General features: G+C 39.2%; 16 protein-coding genes. 5 read left to right on the top strand and 11 right to left on the bottom strand.

Going from position 1 to position 19,050, the window contains the following annotated elements; translation table 11 throughout:
* Positions 1-2: 2 nt before the first annotated feature.
* The 4 genes from JWQ54_RS05905 to JWQ54_RS05920 all read right to left on the bottom strand — a co-directional run bounded on the left by JWQ54_RS05905 (position 3) and on the right by JWQ54_RS05920 (position 4,904).
* The gene (locus tag JWQ54_RS05905; protein WP_299581567.1) at positions 3-1,043 is read right to left on the bottom strand and encodes a glycoside hydrolase family 43 protein; all 1,041 of its coding nucleotides are present in this window, start codon (positions 1,041-1,043) and stop codon (positions 3-5) included.
* Between the two features lie 99 nt (positions 1,044-1,142).
* Positions 1,143-2,012 carry a TIGR01459 family HAD-type hydrolase gene (locus JWQ54_RS05910; protein ID WP_299581568.1) on the bottom strand — a complete coding sequence of 290 codons (870 nt, stop codon included), beginning with the start codon at positions 2,010-2,012 and terminating at the stop codon, positions 1,143-1,145.
* A gap of 166 nt (positions 2,013-2,178) precedes the next feature.
* Positions 2,179-3,279, bottom strand: a complete 1,101-nt coding sequence (locus JWQ54_RS05915) for a hypothetical protein (protein WP_299581569.1) — start codon at positions 3,277-3,279, stop codon at positions 2,179-2,181.
* A 266-nt stretch (positions 3,280-3,545) separates the two neighbouring features.
* A complete protein-coding gene (locus JWQ54_RS05920) occupies positions 3,546-4,904 on the bottom strand; it encodes a glutamine synthetase family protein (RefSeq protein WP_299581570.1) in 1,359 nt (452 codons plus the stop codon).
* A gap of 119 nt (positions 4,905-5,023) precedes the next feature.
* On the opposite strand from JWQ54_RS05920, the gene JWQ54_RS05925 reads away from it, so the two are divergent.
* Positions 5,024-5,413, top strand: a complete 390-nt coding sequence (locus JWQ54_RS05925) for a gamma-glutamylcyclotransferase (RefSeq protein WP_299581571.1) — start codon at positions 5,024-5,026, stop codon at positions 5,411-5,413.
* Between the two features lie 160 nt (positions 5,414-5,573).
* On the opposite strand, the gene JWQ54_RS05930 is transcribed toward JWQ54_RS05925, so the two are convergent.
* Positions 5,574-6,584 carry a glutamine synthetase beta-grasp domain-containing protein gene (locus tag JWQ54_RS05930; RefSeq protein WP_299581572.1) on the bottom strand — a complete coding sequence of 337 codons (1,011 nt, stop codon included), beginning with the start codon at positions 6,582-6,584 and terminating at the stop codon, positions 5,574-5,576.
* 274 nt (positions 6,585-6,858) lie between these two features.
* Complete coding sequence (locus JWQ54_RS05935) at positions 6,859-7,386, bottom strand: hypothetical protein (RefSeq protein ID WP_299581573.1); 528 nt, start codon at positions 7,384-7,386, stop codon at positions 6,859-6,861.
* Positions 7,387-7,802: 416 nt separating this feature from the next.
* On the opposite strand from JWQ54_RS05935, the gene mdh reads away from it, so the two are divergent.
* On the top strand, positions 7,803-8,741 hold the full coding sequence (gene mdh / locus JWQ54_RS05940) for a malate dehydrogenase (protein ID WP_299581574.1): 939 nt from the start codon (positions 7,803-7,805) through the stop codon (positions 8,739-8,741).
* Positions 8,742-8,970: 229 nt separating this feature from the next.
* On the top strand, positions 8,971-9,426 hold the full coding sequence (locus JWQ54_RS05945) for a cold-shock protein (protein ID WP_299581576.1): 456 nt from the start codon (positions 8,971-8,973) through the stop codon (positions 9,424-9,426).
* A gap of 250 nt (positions 9,427-9,676) precedes the next feature.
* Here the strand turns inward: JWQ54_RS05945 and JWQ54_RS05950 are convergent, their stop codons facing one another.
* The 5 genes from JWQ54_RS05950 to JWQ54_RS05970 all read right to left on the bottom strand — a co-directional run bounded on the left by JWQ54_RS05950 (position 9,677) and on the right by JWQ54_RS05970 (position 16,521).
* Positions 9,677-10,630: an energy transducer TonB gene (locus JWQ54_RS05950; protein WP_299581577.1), complete on the bottom strand. Its 954-nt coding sequence runs from the start codon at positions 10,628-10,630 to the stop codon at positions 9,677-9,679.
* Between the two features lie 308 nt (positions 10,631-10,938).
* Positions 10,939-13,548 (bottom strand): M1 family metallopeptidase, encoded by a 2,610-nt coding sequence (locus JWQ54_RS05955; protein ID WP_299581578.1) that lies wholly within the window; start codon positions 13,546-13,548, stop codon positions 10,939-10,941.
* A gap of 251 nt (positions 13,549-13,799) precedes the next feature.
* Positions 13,800-14,549, bottom strand: coding sequence for an ABC transporter ATP-binding protein (locus tag JWQ54_RS05960; RefSeq protein ID WP_299581579.1), 750 nt, complete (start codon positions 14,547-14,549; stop codon positions 13,800-13,802).
* Between the two features lie 140 nt (positions 14,550-14,689).
* Complete coding sequence (locus JWQ54_RS05965) at positions 14,690-15,556, bottom strand: ABC transporter permease (protein ID WP_299581580.1); 867 nt, start codon at positions 15,554-15,556, stop codon at positions 14,690-14,692.
* Positions 15,556-16,521 (bottom strand): ABC transporter substrate-binding protein, encoded by a 966-nt coding sequence (locus tag JWQ54_RS05970; protein WP_299581581.1) that lies wholly within the window; start codon positions 16,519-16,521, stop codon positions 15,556-15,558. The genes JWQ54_RS05965 and JWQ54_RS05970 overlap by 1 nt, the downstream gene beginning before the upstream one ends.
* A gap of 216 nt (positions 16,522-16,737) precedes the next feature.
* Here JWQ54_RS05970 and JWQ54_RS05975 point away from each other — a divergent pair, with 216 nt between their 5' ends.
* Both JWQ54_RS05975 and JWQ54_RS05980 read left to right on the top strand, forming a co-directional pair.
* Complete coding sequence (locus tag JWQ54_RS05975) at positions 16,738-17,883, top strand: methionine aminotransferase (RefSeq protein WP_299581582.1); 1,146 nt, start codon at positions 16,738-16,740, stop codon at positions 17,881-17,883.
* Positions 17,884-17,994: 111 nt separating this feature from the next.
* On the top strand, positions 17,995-18,807 hold the full coding sequence (locus tag JWQ54_RS05980; protein WP_299581583.1) for an amidohydrolase: 813 nt from the start codon (positions 17,995-17,997) through the stop codon (positions 18,805-18,807).
* The last annotated feature ends 243 nt before the right edge of the window (positions 18,808-19,050 follow it).

The following is a 19,050-nucleotide window of genomic DNA, read 5'->3' on the forward strand; positions in this document are numbered from 1 at the left end:
CATTATTGGGATGGTATCTTTAAATAAACACCTTCCTTAACAGGAATTCCAAAATCTGGTGTCCCATCTTTTTTCCATGTAAATCGCTGCATTCTTGGCGACCGTTCTTTACCGCAGCCCTGTCCGGGTTGTGAATTGGCATGATACAAGATCCAATCCTCTCTCCCGTCCGGCGACTTAAAAAATGAATTATGACCCGGCGCATACACCGCATTTTGCGGCGATTGTTTAAAAACAGGAACATTGGATTTTGTCCATGAAGCAGAATCCAGCAGGTTTTTATTTGTTGACGTGCTAAGCATTCCCAGGGCATAATAATCTGTCCAACACCCGCTGGCTGAATAAACTAAAAACAATTTGTCTTTATGCTTTAAAATCTCCGGCCCCTCGTTTACATTTACGTGCGGTGGGTTGCTGTTAGCGCCCAAATCACCGTACTTTTCCCAATCGTAAACCGGGCTTGAGATTTTTACGCGTTTGCTGCCAATTGTCCATGGATTTTTTAGCTGCGCGATATAAATATTTTGCTGACCATTTTCATCACCTTCCCAGCCGGCCCATATTAAATACAGCCTTCCTTTATTTTCAAATACCGAAGCGTCAATAGCCCATTTATCCGTTGGGTCTGTCAGCTTACCTTTAAAACTCCATTCGCCCTGTAAAGGATCGGCTGATGAATTTTCCAGCACATACAACCTGTGGTTATTGTTATTACCATCGTCAGCAGCAAAATACATATACCATTTATTATTGATAAAATGCAATTCTGGTGCCCAAAGCTCCTTTGAGTATGATGTATTAGGTGGTGGCATCCAAACTATTTTGTTTTGTGCTGATTTCAGATCGGCTATGTTTTTGGTTTTGTATAAAATAAGCCTGTCGCCCATTGAATTGGTGTAGTAATAATAACCGGCATGATAAATAACCCATGGATCAGCGCCTGAAGGCAATAACGGGTTAGTAAACTCTTTTTTAGCAACAGGTTGAGCCAATACAGAATTAAAAAGTAAAACTGTTAAAAATACATTTAAAAGTTGTTTCATAAATATAACCAAGTGCTATAATTTGGTCTTGAAATTTAGGGTTTGAGATTTAAAGGTAGTTTTTATTTTTTAAAACGCGATAAATTTTGAATTTTCTGCTTAAAACCCCAACTCACCAAGTTCAACTACTGCCGTATCGCAGATGTAAGTTGGCACAATTCCCGTTGATGTTATCCTGTTTTCAGCGTCCTTTGGCAGCGTATTGCCCGAGAGTACGAGTACCGTATCCAAACCAAATTTATTGCCGCCTAAAATATCGGTTTGCAGTGTATCCCCTACCATTACTATCTGCTTTTTGTTTATCGAGCGGTACTCGCGGATCAGGTCATAAGCGAACATAAACATTTGTGAATCCGGCTTACCAAACCTGATAAATTGTTTACCTATTATACTTTCTATCATGGCCGCAATACCGCCTATTGCAATACCAACGTCGCTTAATGATACCGGATAGGCCCTGTCAGTATTGGCAACTATTACGGGGATTGTTCTTTTGCGCAGGATGTTAACTGTTTTATTCAGGTCATCGCACCAGTTAAAACCCTCATCGTCTAAAAAAACCATAGCGTTAACTTTATCAATATTATCCATGTTAATTTCATTAACCGGTAAGGTGTGCAAGCCGGAGCTGTCAATATAATGGGAGGATTCAGGGGTTCCTAAAAATGCAACAATTCCATCATCAACTTTAAGGTCCAGGTATTCTTTGGTAAGCATCCCTGACGAAATAATGCGATCATGAGTAATATGTTTTAGACCACTCCTGTGATAGCTTTCGGCCAGTTGTACCGGGCTTCGCGAGGCATCATTGGTAACAATGTAATATTCTTTTCCCTGCGCTTCAAGGTATTCAAATGTTTTTTGAATACCCGGCACCAATCCCTGGTAGGTTTTAATTACACCAAATGCGTCAAAAAATATTATCTCGTACTTATCAATTATGGATTTAAAGTTTTCAATGCGTTTCATGTGAGTTTTGGTTGATTAAGTTAGATTGGGTTGACTATGTTGATTGAGTTACAAGGATTGCATTGAGTAAACTAATTAAATTCTTTTTCTTTCGGACTTCCGGACTTTGCTGACTTTCTGGCTAACTCAATCAACCACTCTCTCAATCAACTTAATCAACTAATTACTACAGCCCCAGCGCTTCAATTATCTTCTCTGCATCAAAATCTCTGTCGACTGATGGCAAATAGATCTCAAATGCTTCGGATTGCAATTTTGTGGCGTATTGCTCATTAAAAAAGTACTTGCCATCTTTAATCACGTAATTTAATATAAAAAAGCGATAAGCTTCTTTTAAAAACCGGATCTCATCAGCGGTTATGGGATTTATTTTATGATACTCTTTTAAAAACAGGATAAACCTGTCTTCCATCATGGTTGTGATCACATAGCTGAATACGGTACGGTCGCCCCTGTCTGAGCATACCCGGCTAAAAAAGTAAAAATCAAGGATCCGGTAGCTCATCCGGAACCAGTCGTAATCCCATCGGGAATAGAGTTCAAGGTCAGGGGTTACCGAAAAATTCCCAATGTTCCAGTCAATGAAAACAGGAATGATCTCAAATGAGCTCATATTATATTTCGACCTGTTTTTGAGGAACAGATCACAATGGTATTTCAGGAAATCAACCTGCATAGCCGAGCCAAACTGTTTTTCATTGGTTTCTAACTCCTTCTGCAATAAAAAAATATCGGTCCTGAGGGTTTTTGATGATTTTGGTAATACATTTTTTGCCCTTGAACAGGCTTTATGAAAACGCCCTACCTGCTGACCAAGTTTTATGATATGATGTTCTTCCAACCGCCTCGGCAAACGCTCCAATATGCGGGTTGGATTATAGAACACCACCCAGGCATCGGTTTTACCCTGCTTATACCGATAGATGTAAACCCTGTTGTTTTTTAATAACGATTTTGCCAGCAGGTTTTCAAACGGGTAAAGCAGGTTGTTTGATAAACTATGGATAATGCGGTGATCTTCCTTAAAATGCTCGTATTTACCAAAGTATGATAGCTTGGCAATAATAATATCATCATCATGAAACGTGATCCGAAACACATGGTTTGTTGAAACCATTGCGCTGATATCCTCAATTTCTTTTATAGATTTTGATGCATCATAGCCTTCCCAGGCTTTCTGCAGGATAAAGTTATAATCAAGTTTTGTAAGTGCCTTTGCTTTTGATTTAATAGGTTGCTCAAGCTCGGCAATATGTATAGTCGTCAATGTATTTTTTATTTAATTATTATATTATCTGAACCGGGATTAAGCGGATTAACAGATTTTTCGGATGATTTTAGGGTTTGTATTTTTTATTCAACAGCCTTTTAAATGCAAGCGATTTACTTCCAAAGTTCAAAAGTAAGCCAATTTCCATATTATATGCTTCTAAATAATTAATACCTTATGCTAATTCAATGACATTAAAAATAAACTGTTTATGAACACTTTACTCATTATCCGATTAATCCATAAAATCCCTTAATCCCGATTCAGATAATCTCAAAATACCGCTTCAACTCCCAATCAGTTACACTTTTACCAAACTGGCGGCATTCCCATATACGGGTATTTGTAAAATGGTCAACAAACGCTTCGCCAAATAATTCTTTTGCAATAGCAGATTCCTTCATAATCATTGTTGCATCGTAAAGGTTTGAAGAAAGGCTGCCATTCCTTTTATCCTGGTAACCATTACCAACTGTTGCCGGAATATTTAAAGGCAATTTATTTTTTATACCATATAAGCCGGATGCCAAAGCTGCAGCCATAGCAAGATAAGGGTTTGTATCTGATCCGGGGATGCGTGTTTCCAGGCGGGTATAATTTTCTGATGTGTGAATAACCCTCAGTGCCGTTGTGCGGTTATCAATACCCCATGTAACTGTAGTAGGTGCCCAGGCACCCTCCACCAAACGTTTGTAACTGTTTATTGTTGGTGCAAACATGGGCAAGATCCGCGGCAGACAATGCAGTTGCCCTGCAAGATAATGCTTATGTAAGTCGCTCATATTATATTCATCATCAGCACTATAAAAAAGATTTTTTGATTGATCTTTAGTCCACAAGCTTTGGTGAATGTGGCCGCTGCAACCCGGGAGATTTTCGTTCCATTTGGCCATAAAGCTTGCCATAATGCCATGTTTATTGGCTATCTCTTTTACCGCAGTTTTAAATAAAACCGCTTTATCGGCAGCTTCCACAACATGATCGTGTAAGATAGCGGCCTCATATACTCCCGGACCAGTTTCGGTATGCAAGCCTTCCAGGGGTATATTAAACTGAAGGAGCAGATCAAACAGGTCATTATAAAACTGATCGTTTAACGAAGTGCGTAATATAGAATAGCCAAACATGCCCGGTGTAAGGCTGCCCATGTTGGTAAAGCTTTTATCCTTTAATGTTTGCGCCGTTTCCCTAAAGTTAAACCACTCAAACTCTTGTGCAAATTCCGGGTGATATCCCAGGTCTTCGCACTGTTTAGCAATCCGTTTTAACAGGCTGCGTCCGCAAGCGGGCAGATCGTTTCCATCAGCCTTGCTAAAATCACCCAAAAAGAAAGGGATATTTTCGTCCCATGGCACGGTTCTGAAAGTAGACAGATCAATCCGGCACATCTGATCAGGGTAGCCGGTGTGCCAGCCGGTAAGCTTCACATTATCATAGCAGGCATCACTGCTATCCCATCCCCAAACAACATCGCAAAAACCAAAGCCATCCTCCAGGCCATCAACAAACTTTTTTGGGTGGATAACTTTACCCCGCAAAATACCGTCAATATCGGCAAAAGCGAATTTTATCTTTTTTATATCATTTTCCTTAAGGTAGGATTTGATCTGATCTTCATTCATAACGTAGAATAATTGACGGAGCAATTTAAGCAAGATAAACGTAATGCGTTAAACAATAAAAAAATGTTTGTAGGGCAGATAGGTAATGCGCTGCGTCTCTATTACATTTGTTATTAACAATGGCAAAAACCAATCCATATTTATTCGTTTACGGCACCCTGTTAAATAAGCAGAATGAGTTTGGCGCATACTTAAATGCCATGTGTTGTTTTTATGCTGATGGAAAGTTTAAAGGCCTGCTTTATGATATTGGGGAATATCCGGGAGCCATATCAGATGCAATAAATTATGTCTATGGTAAAATATTAGTGGTTAACAATCCGGACGAGGTGTTGGAACGATTAGATGACTATGAAGGTTTCGGGCCAGATCAACAGCAGCCAAATTTATTTACCAGAAAGCTTATAACTGCTGAAACGGATAAGGAACCAGTTGAGTGCTGGGTGTATTTATATAATTTACCTATTGATGGATTAAGATTGATTAAATCCGGCAAGTATTTATCGTAAGTCTGGTTTGTTGACAGTTCATAGTTCAGAAAAAATCAGAGGCGTAGCCTCGGCCAATCTTGTAGCAACGGATTTTAATCCGTTGAAATGGAAAAATGCAAAAAAAATCCCCCGGCGTTTTAAAGCCAGGGGATAGGAACATATTAGTTTAGTTAGGAAATTAAAGTTTGGCAGACTTTACCGTTTTGATAATAACAGCAGCTACTTTGTATGGATCAGCAGCCGAGTTAGGGCGACGATCTTCCAGGTAACCATTCCAGCCTTTTTGTACAGTGTACAGCGGGATACGGATAGAAGCACCACGATCTGATACACCATAGCTGTAATCATGGATAGAAGCAGTTTCGTGTTTACCGGTTAAACGCAGCTCATTATGTGCGCCATAAACGGCTATACATTCAGCAACAGCAGGGCGGAAAGCCTCGCAAATTTTATCGTAAGTTTCTTTGCTGCCAGCAGTTCTTAAAGTTGTATTTGAGAAGTTAGCGTGCATGCCTGAACCATTCCAGTCTAATTCACCCAATGGTTTGCAATGCCAGTTGATAGAAACACCATGTGATTCACCAATTCTTTCAAGCAAGTAACGTGCAACCCAAATTTGATCACCAGCTTCTTTGGCGCCTTTTGCAAAGATCTGGAATTCCCATTGACCAGCAGCAACCTCAGCGTTGATACCTTCAACATTTAAGCCTGCTTCAAGGCAAGTATCTAAATGCTCTTCAACAATATCACGTCCGTAAGCATTGTTTGCACCAACTGAACAGTAGTAAGGACCTTGCGGGCCAGGGTAGCCACCAGCCGGAAAACCAAGCGGTTTGTTTGTTTCAGGATCCCATAAAAAATATTCCTGCTCAAAACCAAACCAAAAATCATTATCATCATCCTGGATCAAAGCACGACCGTTTGACTCATGAGGTTTGCCGGTTGAATCAAGTACTTCGCACATTACAAGGTAAGCATCAAGCCTTCCCGGATCTTTACAAATAAAAACAGGTTTCAAAACGCAATCAGATGATCCGCCTGGTGCCTGCTCGGTTGAAGAACCGTCAAAGCTCCAATTTGGGCAATCTTCTAATTTACCGCTGAAATCTTTTTCAATTTTTGTTTTACTGCGCAGGCTTTGTGTTGGTTTGTAGCCATCAAGCCAAATGTACTCGAGTTTAGTTGCCATTGTTTACTGAATTTATAATATAGGGTTGAAATCTTATTTTTTGTAGCGTTATCTACAAATATTGGTGCGAATTTAAATTATTTTTACAAATTTCATTATAAAATGTTGAAAAAATTCTAAATTTTTTCAAAAACACGCATTTACAGTGTGAAAATGACTAAAAAACAAGAAACATTGCTGCACTTATTAACAATGGATTAAAAAACGATCTAAAAAAGCAAAGGCTGCTTGCAATAAAACAATCATTGTAACGAATGACAATAATAGTAAAAGCTTATTTGTTTGATGCTACACCCCAAAAACAACTATTCCTGATCTTTTTTAATGAAGCGTCGCTAACATTTTCATCAGGATGAAAGCTTTTCGACTTATTTGATGAATAAAATTTTCCTTCCGCATTATTATATACGTAGATGGTTAGTGTTTTTATAACACCTCCCGTTTTTTGGTTCACATTTATCTCCATGCCATTGATTATTTTACTTCCGTTGCCCAAATCCAATGGTTTTGATGAAGTGATCCAGTTTACATTGTAGATGATACGTTCCTGAGGTATTGAGGTAGCTAGTTTTTTAAAGCTGCCGGTATTTTGAACGACCTGCAGCAAGCATTTTACACAGGGTTCAGAAACTGTTGCGTTTCCATAGTTCTTTTGCGGATTATTTATAACGCTGTCTTTTTTGCCGTTTATTGCAACAGTAGTTTTGGTTATATCTTTTGAAATTGGCTTAGGCTTTGAGTGATTACAGGCAGCTAATGCAATTATTACAAGTCCAAATAAAGCAAGGGTGTTGATTTTCATCACATTTAGATTTATATTTGAAATACAAAGCATTAACCGATTTGTTTATTCGATAAGTGAAGGCAGCCCAGTCAAAAGTTAAAAAATTCCGAAATCGAAACGGCGAAGCCTTCTTGGACACACACTGAAAAACAAAACAGCGATGAAAAATTCCGGCTTCTGAAATCCCCACCACATATTGCACATTTTTTACACAGGAAAAAATATAAATATCTATCTTCGGCCAGTTTAATTTTCTATCTATGAAAATCAAATAGTATGAATCCATTATGAGCAGTATACAAAAAACAAATGCTCATAATAGCTTCATGGCAAGTTAAAAAACAAATTAAATATCATGAAACCATTATGAGCAGCAAACAAATAAACCAACGCTCATAATAGCTTCATAGCAAAATAAAAACAAACTAAATATCATGAAAATAACTGTTGTTGGTGCCGGAGCTGTAGGCGCTACCTGCGCGGATAATATCGCCAGGAAAGAATTGGCCGAAGAACTTATATTATTAGACATCCGCGAAGGCTTTGCCGAAGGCAAGGCTATCGACATGATGCAAACATCTGCCCTTTTAGGCTTTGATACTAAAATTAAAGGGGTTACCAATGATTATGCGGCTACTGCTGATTCAGAAGTAGTGGTAATCACTTCCGGCTTGCCCCGCAAACCCGGAATGACCCGCGAAGAGCTTATCGGCACAAACGCCAATATTGTAAAAAGCGTTACCGAAAATATTCTTAAATACTCTCCAAACACCATAATCATTGTGGTTTCGAACCCAATGGATACAATGAACTACCTTACCCTTAAAACTTCGGGGTTACCTAAGAACCGTATTTTAGGTATGGGCGGCGCTTTAGATTCATCCAGGTTTAAATATTACCTGAGCCAGGAATTAGGCTGCTCACCTGCTGACCTGAACGCTGTTGTTATCGGCGGTCATGGCGATACCACCATGATCCCGTTAATTAACCATGCTACATGGAACAGCATCCCGGTAACTCAATTATTAAGCAAAGAGCAACAGGATAAAGTTGTTGCAGCAACAATGGTTGGCGGCGCCACTTTAACCAAACTTATTGGTACATCCGCATGGTACGCACCGGGCGCTGGCACTGCGGCAATGGTTGAAAGCATTGTACGTGATGAGAAAAAACTGATCTCGTGCGGTGTTGCCCTTGATGGCGAATACGGACAAAAAGATATCTCTTTAGTTGTCCCTGTTATCATTGGCAAAGGCGGTTTTGAAAAGATCCTTGACTTTAAATTAAGCGATGCTGAACAGGCTGAGTTCAACAAAAGCGCTGATGCAGTACGTAATATGAACCAGGTTTTGGTTGATACCGGCGTGATTTAATAAACACTTTTAATACAATAAAAGGCTTTCGTTATTTGATGGAAGCCTTTTTTATTGTAGCAAAAAGCAAAATAGCTAAAAGTTAATCCCCTCTGATTATCAGATATATAAAATTAAAAACCACAGAAACTCGTTCATTAAATAAATCTTCTGACTGGTTCGGAGAACACCATCAATAAATAGTTGGCAAAATTTTTGTTTAATTGATTAAAAATACGTATATTAAACCATGGGCAGATCAGTAGAAACCTTTAGCAAAAAGGAAAGAGAAAAGAAGAAATTCAAAAAGCAACAGGATAAAAAAGAAAAGGCAGAAGAAAGGAAGGAGAATTCTGTTAAAGGCAAAAGCCTGGAAGATATGATGGCTTATATCGATGATAACGGTAATATTTCATCTACGCCGCCAGATCCTTCCAAAAAAAGAAAGATCATAACGGAAGATATCCAGATCTCGGTGCCCAAGCAAGGAAACCTGCCCCCCGAAGATCTGATCAGACAAGGGGTAGTTTCATTTTTTAATGAATCAAAAGGATATGGGTTTATTAAAGACCTGCAAAGCCAGGAAAGTATTTTTGTTCACATCAATGCATTAGAAGAGGCGGTTCAGGAAAACGATAAAGTTACGTTTGAAACGGAGCAGGGGCAAAAAGGGCTAAATGCCATTAAGGTAAAAAGAATTAAGTAATAGTGCTCATATTTCCAAAATCTTCAGCAGATCATACCTGCGCAATTTAGCGCAGGTACTTTTCACGGATTTTGAGTAAATCCCGAACATGTAAAAACCATGAGGGCGATTATAGGTAAAAGGATAAACCTGTATTTATAAAACTTTTGCGTCGGCGTAACGAAAAGCCCTTAGTATTTTTACCGGCCTTTTTTACTCATTATTTAAAACAGGAATAACTCTAGTTGGGATATTCATTAATTCAAGAATCTTAATTTGATAAAGCAAAAGATATAGGTATCGTATATACTACCCGAACAGGTTTGCCATTTGTAAGTCCAGGACTCCATGGAGGAGATAATTTTATTACTCTCAATGCTTCGTCATCTATAATTTTATCTACCCCTTTAGAAACTTTAAGGTTTGTTAAAGTACCGTCTTTTTCTATAACAAAACTTATAATTACCTTACCTTGAATGTTTCCCTTTCTAGCATCTACAGGATAGCGAATGGTACGACCAAGAAACCTCAACAATGCTTCTCTACCCCCCGGAAATTCCGGAACAACTTCAACTTTAGTAAATGCTGAATCAGCTCCTGGCTTATCAAATGTATCCAAGCTTACAACATCGCCCTGATGATACAAAGTTTTAAAATTCACATCAGTGTTAACACTTCCATGCCACTCACCTTCTTCTTTGCCATTCTCAACATTGCCTTCAGCAATAACTTTAGTGAAATCACTATTGTATTGAACCCACTTGCCATTCCCATTTTCAGTTAACACATTGCCTATTGAATCTCTGCAATCTCCAAAGAAGACCTTACCATCAGGCAAATAATTTTTAGTAATATAAATTTTTCCATTAGGATAATATTCAATATCATGTCCAATGGGATTTCCATTCTCAAAGCTGCCGGTGCTTTTTTTCCGCCCATTAGGAAAATACCCTATATATCTCCCTTCGTATTGTAAATTGATATCATTTGTTTTTGAATTGGTAATTAACTTAACCTTCCCATTAGGATAGTACTCGTAAACTACATATAAATTTTTATCAACACCAGTATCAGGCGGTAAAACCACCATTGAGTAATCGGCACTATCTTTTGTTGAAACAAGTTTACCGGAGTTTTTAAGGTAATATATTAAACCACCTTTTTGAGCAAAGGCTTCGGTAAAAAGGAATAAGCAAAAAACTAATGTAAGTATACGTTTAGGCATAGCCAAAATTTTGGCGTGAAGTTAATATTTGTTTGCTGATTATCGCAAACTCTGATTTTTGGTTGATCAATTTTGATGGCAATATAAATATTACAATTATAACTGTCATAAAATCAAACATTTCCCGCTGTACTTCCTTTAGACATTAATTAAATAATAACATCCAAACCATTAAATTAATAATATCGAACACTCGATTTCAAATAATGGCTTATGAACTAAAATGCAAAAGCCTTAAGTCAAAAGTGATTAGCTTCACATTTTTTGACTTAAGGCTTTTGACTTAAGAACTTCAGACTTAAATAAACCTATTGCGTAAAAGCGTTATTGGTCAACCCTGTATTAGCTGCTGCACTTTTTATTTTAAACTGAATTGGCTGGCCATTAACGCTATTCATTTCAGTAAATGGTAATTTGATCCCTGTGTTTATATTTTGGTAGTCGCTAAATTCCATTACAGTTGCATTTGGCACATCCGTAAATTGCTGAACCTTTAAGCCTGTTTTCTGGTCGTAAAAATATTTTACAGTAACGTTATCCGGAGAGGTTACTGAAATCATATAGGCCAATTGTCCATTAACAACTTTGTAGCTGGTATCAAGCATTGCTGTATAACCTGTTTTATTAAAATCAAGTTCAGGGAAAACCTTATACCGGGCTTTAACCGTGCCTCTTTCGGTTTTATCATTGAGTGGAGCAATTCTGCCGTTTTGCTTAAAGTTTATGCTATCACCATCTATAACAATATGTGTCAGGCTAAAATTATTATACTTAGGCACCGTAACATCCATTGCAAGCTTATCCGGTGCTTTATATTTACTCACCTTTAAAAACGTATAACCCTGTACAGTACCTTCTGCTGTTATTGTCAGATCATTTACATCTTTTAATTTTTGCTCGCCACCTATTGCATCAAAATAAGTTTTAACAACAGATGCAACCGTTACTCCCTTTGCCATTGAAATGCCGCTCAATGCGTTGTTTTGTGTATTTACATCCGGTAAAGCATGGTCAGGGTCAAGCGTGGCAAAAGTAATTTTCGAGGTCGATTTATATGCAAATGTCCATGTTCCGCCACGCTGCCAAATCTCGGCAGGTAATTTAACGGTGCTGCTATTGCCATTTTCTTCTTTAACAGCTAAGGTTACCGGCAAAGCCATGCCTTCTAAATTCTCAATTGTTATTAATGCACCTTTTGATGGGTCATTATCAATATAATCAATTGCCTTTACCGACTGATCCAATTTTAAAGTGGTTGTAAACCATTCATTCCAAAACCAGCTCAGGTCTTCGCCGGCAGCATTATCCATGGAGTGGAAAAAATCCCATGGAGTAGGATGCTTAAATGCCCAGCGTTTAATGTAGGTTTTAAAAGCATAATCAAAACGTTTTTCTCCTAATATCTGCTCGCGTAATATGGTTAAGCCCATTGCCGGTTTTTCATAAGCTGCATAGCCTAAATAGTCCGGCTGAATAACATCAGGGGTGCTCATAATAGGGTCAGCACCAGGTGAAAACATCGCAGGAGCTGCCTTTTGCGCATCAGCAGGTTCAAAGTATTCGCCATTATTAAATACTTTAGTATCAACTTTATTTATAAAGGTATTAAAGCCCTCATCCATCCAGGCGTATTTACGCTCGTTTGAACCTACTATCATCGGGAACCAATTGTGGCCAAATTCGTGATTGGTAACCTCCCATAAACTGCCTGCTGTATTCTGCATTCCGCAAAACACAATCCCCGGATATTCCATACCACCTACAATGCCGGCAACGTTGGTTGCAACAGGGTAAGTATATTCAAACCACTCGTTCGAGTATAACTCAATACATCCTTTAACATATTCTGTTGAGCGGCTCCATGCGTTCATTCCTTTGCTTTCAATAGGATAAACAGATTGTGCAAGCGCTTTTTTTCCGCTCGGCAGGTTTATACGTGCAGCATCCCACAAAAACGCCTTTGAAGCTGCCCACGATACATCACGTGCATTTTTGCAGAAGAAATGCCAGGTAAGGCTTGCTTTTTTAGGATATGAATCGCTACCAGTAAGATCAACAGAATCTTTTATCATTACCGTTTTATCGCTGGCTTTAGCTGCATTCATGCGACTCATAATTTTCGGCGAGAAAACCTCGGCGGGGTTTAGTAGCTCGCCGGATCCTACCACAACCAGGTTGGCAGGTGCAGTAATAGTATAATCAAAGTTACCATATTCCAGGTAAAACTCAGATGCTCCCATATAAGGAATAACGTTCCAGCCGGTAACATCATCATAAACCTCCATGCGCGGGTACCATTGTGCTATTTCATAGATCCAGCCATTTTTGGTGAGTTTGCGGCCCATTCTGTCCGTTCCATATTCAGGTACATCAAACTTATAATCTATCTTTATCTGGGTTTTGGCTCCGCCTGCTCTTAGCGTATCTTTCAGCTTTATTTGCAGGCGGGTATCTGTTACCAGGTAATCAACCTTCTCGGCCTTGCCATTTTTTATAATATAAACACCTCTGATCTCATCGCCCTGGGTAAATGTTTTGTTATTGAACCTGCCACCTTCAACAGGACTGGTAGCTTCCCCGCGTGAGTCTGCTTTATAAATATTCTGGTCAACCTGCAGCCACAAAAAACCAAGTGGATCAGGACTATTATTGGTATAAGTGATAAGTGTGGTGCCTGTTACGCTATGTTTAGCGGTATCCAAAGTAACGTTCAACTTATAATCGGCGCGGTTTTGCCAGTATTTAGCACCAGGGGCGCCACCGGCAGTGCGAAACTCGTTTCCTTTTTCAGGATAAAACAAAGGATTGAATATTTTATGCTGATCATAATTGGATTTAGGCTCTTCTGTGTTTTGCGCATGCGATGTATAAATACCGGCACACAACAAGAGTGATAAGGTTAACTTAGTGTATTTCATTATTGAATAGAAAATTTATTTTAATGCAAGATAGAAATATAATATTATTTAAATATTGGAGAGACCTGAATATTTGGCAGGATGTGAAACGAATATGCGAAAATCCCCCTTTTAGGGGGAGGGGGAACAAGAGGCAAGATAGTAAGAATTAAGAATCAAGATCTAAGAAATGCAAATCCTATATTCCTGATCTTTTTCATTTTTCTCTTTTGCCTTTCCTGGCTCTTGACCTCTCGATTCTTGAGCCCGATTTACGAGAACCAATCAAACAGATCGGTCTGCTTTAAAGCTTGTTTCTCTTTTATATCCAGGTCTTTTTGTATTTGCCCCTCTCCCATTAATATGATGCGGCTGCCATAATTATAGGCATCTTTTAAGTTGTGGGTAATCAATATTGAAGTTAGCCTGTAATCTTTTATCAGTTCATCAGCAGTACGCATTACTATTTCGGCAGATCTTGGATCGAGAGCTGCTGTTGGCTCATCAAGCAGTAAAACTTTGCAGCTGTCCATTACACTCATCAGCAAAGTTAAAGCCTGCCGCTGTCCGCCGGATAAGGTGCCCATTGGCTGTTCTATCTTATTTTCAAGTCCTAAGCCCAGCGTGCTTATCTTTTCCCTTACCTGGTTTTTAAAAGTTTCGTTTATACCGATGGATAATCCTTTTGGCCTGGTGCGAATAGTTGCCAGTCTGAAATTATCAAGAATGCTCAGATCTGATGCCGTTCCGCTCATTGGGTTTTGAAAAACACGGGCTATCCATTTGCTGCGCTTATAATCAGGCAATTTGGTCACATTCTCATCATCAATGCTGACACTCCCGGATGTTGGAAAAACACTCCCTGCAACCAAATCCAGCAAAGTTGTTTTTCCGGAACCATTAGCCCCCACGATCACCAAAAACTCTTCCGTGTCTATTTTTATGTCGATGCCGTTAACTGCATTTACCTGGTTTGGCTTGCCGGAGTTAAAAACTTTATGAATGTTAGTGGTCTTAATCATTTCTTATTATTTCGGAATTCGGAATTTCGATTTCGGAGTTATTTTTGATTCTATATTGGGTTATTTAGTAGTTGATATTTAAAATTCTACTCCATATTTTAAAAATCAGAAATCGAACATGCGAAATCCGAAATCCATAATCATTTGTTCTTAAAGTTTAAACGTGGCAAGCTTACTATCACCAATACAAAACCGGCTGTTACCAATTTAAGCAAATTGGCATCAACGCCAAGCTCAAGTGTTATAGCCAATACTAATTGAAATATCACAGCGCCACTCAGCACTAAAACCAGGCTTAACCAAACCGAAGTGATCCGGAACCAGTTGATTAGCGTTTCGGCAATAATTACGGAGCCAAGGCCTACTATCACTATCCCTATCCCCATGCTGATATCAGTAAAACCCTGGTATTGGCTTATTAAGTAACCGCTTACTGCTGTCAAGGCATTGGCTAAAGCCAGACCGGTTATCTTCATTCTGTCGGTATTTACACCCAATGCGCGGATCATTGATTCGCTGTTGCCTGTTGCCCTCATGGCAATGCCAAAATCTGTTTTAAGCAGGTAACCTATCAATAAGATAATTACTATAACGAAGATTGATATTATCCAAAAAGTATTGTGGTTCGGGTCGGCGCTTATGCTTAACAAGTTAAATAAAGTTGGGAAATTATTAAGCGGTAAGTTTGATGTTCCCATTATGGTTAAATTAACCGAGTACAGAGCCGTCATTACCAATATTCCGGCAAGCAGGGCATTTATTTTTAATTTGGTATGGATAATACCTGTTAATGCTCCGGCCAAACCGCCTGCAACTATAACTATTGGCAATATAACATACCATGGCTGGTGATGGGTTATCATTACCGCAGTAACCACAGCGCCTAAAGTATAGCTGCCATCTGTTGTAATATCGGGGATGTTAAAGATCTTCATCGAGATAAAGATCCCCAGCGCCAGCGCTGAAAAGCAAAGTCCCTGTAATAAAGCGGTAAGGTAAAAATCCATTATTTAACAGCTTCGAAATTTGGAGGAACGGTTATATGATATTTTTTAGCCGCCGCAACATTATATACCCTTCGCCTTACTTTCACCATTTCGGACTGCAAGCCTGCTGTGCTATGTGTTTTTAAAAATTGTGCCGCCTGCTCACCTGCCTGGTATCCCCATTGATAAATATCAGCGCCAAATGCTGCTACAGCGCCGCGTTGCACGAGCCCGGCCTCGCTGGTAAATATGGGTACATTTTGCTGATCGCAGCTTTTTAATATAGTTTCAAACGAAGCAAATACGCTGTTATCCGGGTTAGCAAAAAAGGCATCAATATTTTTGCCGAGCAATGATTTTGTTACCAATTGTGCCTCTGCCGATGAATTCAAAGGCAATGCTACCAAAGTAATATTTAATTTATCAGCATCTGCCTGGATCCGCTTTTTGGCATCCACAGACTGTGGCTCTGATTGATTGTAGATCATCCCGACAACCAGCTTGCCTGCTTTTGGCTTTATGAAATTAGGAATGTTTGAAAACGAAGTATCTATATAATTCAGGTCTTCAACTGCCCCAAACAAATTAGCCTGCCCTTTACCGTCTGCACCTTCCATGTTCATCAGCTTTACAGTTGGCGAAACCATCATAAAAATAGGAATGGTTTTAGTTTTTTGTGCTGCAGTTATTGACGATAAGGTAGTGCAGGTGGCCATCAGGTCAACTTTTTTTGATACAAAAAAATTCACTATCTGGGTTAAGGTGGGGATACTTCCCTGCGCATTGCGGTACGCTAACTTTATATTTTTGCCATCCTCAAAGCCATTTTTCTTCAAAGCATCAATAAATCCAGTTTTTGCCGGGGCGATGGAGGCATCCTGGAAAGCATCAACAAAACCGATAACCGGCAGATCTTTTTTACCCAAACCACATGATGTTATTACAATTATTATAGAAACTAAAGAAAAGTATTTAAGATGCTTCATGGCACTAAGGTAAGTATTTTGAGGATAAAGCTAAAAGCAGAAAGGTTAAAGCTGAAAGCCAAAAGCAGAAAGCAAAAAGTCCAAAGCTTTTTGCTTTCTGCCTTGAGCTTTTCGCTTACTCTGAACGGAAAATCCTACCGCAGAATATCCAAAGCTTTTTGCTTTCAGCCGTAAGCTTTTCGCTTTTTCACCTCAAAAACGTAATTTAGCCCCTGCATGACACCTATCATCTCTAAATTGCCCCAGACAGGGACAACCATTTTTACCTTAATGTCGGCTTTGGCAAATGAAGTCGGAGCTATAAACCTGTCCCAGGGTTTTCCTGATTTTAATACCTCGCCCGAATTAATACAACTGGTAAATACCGCCATGACTGACGGGCACAACCAATACGCCCCCATGCCCGGTGTAATGGCCCTGCGCGAGCAGATAGCTCAAAAAACAGAAAAGCTTTATGGTGCCATTTACAACCCGGATACAGAAATCACCATTACCGCTGGTGGTACACAAGCTATTTTTACAGCAATAACTTCAGTAATAAACCCCAATGATGAGGTTATAATTTTTGAACCTGCATTTGATTGCTATGCCCCTGCCATTAAGCTGATGGGCGGTATAGTTAAATCATTAGAGCTTGCCCCACCTGATTACCGCATTCCCTGGGATATGGTAAGAAGGCTGATCAATAACAAAACAAGGATGATAATCCTTAATACGCCGCATAACCCTACTGCTACTATACTGCAAAAAGAAGATATTGATGAGTTGAGCGCGATAGTAAAAAACCAGGATATCCTGATATTGAGCGATGAGGTTTATGAGCATTTAATATATGATGGCGAAACACATCATAGCATGGCCCGCTATCCCGAATTGCGGTGTCGCAGCTTTATTGTAGCCTCATTCGGTAAGCCATTCCATGCAACCGGCTGGAAAGTAGGTTATTGCATGGCTCCCGCTTTTTTAATGCAGGAATTCAGGAAAGTTCACCAGTTTTTGGTGTTCAGCGTTAATGCACCGATACAATACGCCATAGCGGAATATTTGAAGGATGAAAATACATATTTATCATTGCCAGATTTTTTCCAGCAAAAGCGCGATCATTTTCGTAAAGGGCTGGAACAAACCCGGTTTCAGCTACTGCCATGTTATGGATCGTACTTTCAATCGGTAACATTTAATAATATAACAGACCAAAAAGACAGCGACTTTGCGTTGTACATAACAAAAGAGATTGGGGTGGCATCAATCCCGACCTCAGTGTTTTATACACAAGGTACAGACCATCATGTTTTACGGTTTTGTTTTGCGAAAAGGCAAGAAACGCTGGATAAAGCCGTTGATAGATTGTTAAAGATTTGATTTTAGACCATGGTCGATAGTCCATGGTCGATGGTAAATTCTTAACGTTCTATAATTTTTTAATTACTAACTGCCATGGACTATTGACCATGGACTATCGACTAACTGCTTATGGATAATCTTAAAATCACCGTATTCCAGGGGTATTTGTTTTGGGAAAATATTGATAAGAACCTGCAGAACATTGCGCTGCGTTTATCCAATATCCGCGAAAAAACAAACCTCATTATTTTACCCGAAATGTTTAATACCGGTTTTTCTATGGAAGCAGAGAAGCTGGCTGAACCCATGGGTGGTAAAACAATGAAATGGATGCATAAAATTGCTAACCAGTATGGATGTGTTATAACAGGTAGCCTGATTATTAAAGAAAATGATAAATTTTATAACCGTTTAATATGGATGCGCCCGGATGGAACCTACGAATATTATGATAAACGGCACCTTTTTGCATTAGGCAAAGAGCATCAAACATATACTCCCGGCAATAAAAAATTAATAGTTGAACTAAACGGCTGGAATATTTGCCCGATGATTTGTTACGACCTGCGTTTTCCGGTTTGGATGCGCAACGTTAATACCGAATACGACCTGCTGCTGATAGTAGCCAACTGGCCAGAGCGCCGAATTGCACATTGGCGCGCACTTATCCTGGCACGCGCAATTGAGAACCAGGCCTACGTAATTGGTGTTAATAGAGTTGGGCACGATGGCAACGAAGTTTACCACTCCGGCGATTCAACCTGTATTGATCCTAATGGTAATGTGGTTTACTACAAACGCGATGAAGAAGACATGTACACATTCACTATAATTGCTGACGAGGTAAAGAAAACACGGCGTGCGTTGCCTTTTTTAAAGGATATGGATGAGTTTAAAGTAATGACCGGGATTCCATCGAAAGAGGCCGCCACAAAAGATTAGCAGCGAATTTAAATAATATTGGGGCTTTATGATCTTCGCGCCTTCTTAGTGAACTCAGGTTTATTTTACCACGCAGTTCACTAAAAAGGCACAGCGTAACACGGAGTTTATCCAAAATTTAATTTTGTTAGGTCCTCAGCATTTTATTTCTGAGATAGCCTCTTTTTTCATTTTACGAATCAGTAAAATTCTGCCCATTCAAAATTTCAATTCGGATAGTTATTCTGAAAATTCTTAATTCTG

Origin of the sequence: Mucilaginibacter sp., assembly GCF_028288225.1 — a bacterium.
Classification (GTDB): domain Bacteria; phylum Bacteroidota; class Bacteroidia; order Sphingobacteriales; family Sphingobacteriaceae; genus Mucilaginibacter.

Coding starts and splice junctions, on each gene's coding strand:
- JWQ54_RS05905 (WP_299581567.1), bottom strand. CDS start 1,043: ATGAAACAACTTTTAAATGTATTTTTAACAGTTTTACTTTTTAATTCT.
- JWQ54_RS05910 (WP_299581568.1), bottom strand. CDS start 2,012: ATGAAACGCATTGAAAACTTTAAATCCATAATTGATAAGTACGAGATA.
- JWQ54_RS05920 (WP_299581570.1), bottom strand. CDS start 4,904: ATGAATGAAGATCAGATCAAATCCTACCTTAAGGAAAATGATATAAAA.
- JWQ54_RS05925 (WP_299581571.1), top strand. CDS start 5,024: ATGGCAAAAACCAATCCATATTTATTCGTTTACGGCACCCTGTTAAAT.
- JWQ54_RS05930 (WP_299581572.1), bottom strand. CDS start 6,584: ATGGCAACTAAACTCGAGTACATTTGGCTTGATGGCTACAAACCAACA.
- JWQ54_RS05935 (WP_299581573.1), bottom strand. CDS start 7,386: ATGAAAATCAACACCCTTGCTTTATTTGGACTTGTAATAATTGCATTA.
- mdh (WP_299581574.1), top strand. CDS start 7,803: ATGAAAATAACTGTTGTTGGTGCCGGAGCTGTAGGCGCTACCTGCGCG.
- JWQ54_RS05945 (WP_299581576.1), top strand. CDS start 8,971: ATGGGCAGATCAGTAGAAACCTTTAGCAAAAAGGAAAGAGAAAAGAAG.
- JWQ54_RS05950 (WP_299581577.1), bottom strand. CDS start 10,630: ATGCCTAAACGTATACTTACATTAGTTTTTTGCTTATTCCTTTTTACC.
- JWQ54_RS05955 (WP_299581578.1), bottom strand. CDS start 13,548: ATGAAATACACTAAGTTAACCTTATCACTCTTGTTGTGTGCCGGTATT.
- JWQ54_RS05960 (WP_299581579.1), bottom strand. CDS start 14,549: ATGATTAAGACCACTAACATTCATAAAGTTTTTAACTCCGGCAAGCCA.
- JWQ54_RS05965 (WP_299581580.1), bottom strand. CDS start 15,556: ATGGATTTTTACCTTACCGCTTTATTACAGGGACTTTGCTTTTCAGCG.
- JWQ54_RS05970 (WP_299581581.1), bottom strand. CDS start 16,521: ATGAAGCATCTTAAATACTTTTCTTTAGTTTCTATAATAATTGTAATA.
- JWQ54_RS05975 (WP_299581582.1), top strand. CDS start 16,738: ATGACACCTATCATCTCTAAATTGCCCCAGACAGGGACAACCATTTTT.
- JWQ54_RS05980 (WP_299581583.1), top strand. CDS start 17,995: ATGGATAATCTTAAAATCACCGTATTCCAGGGGTATTTGTTTTGGGAA.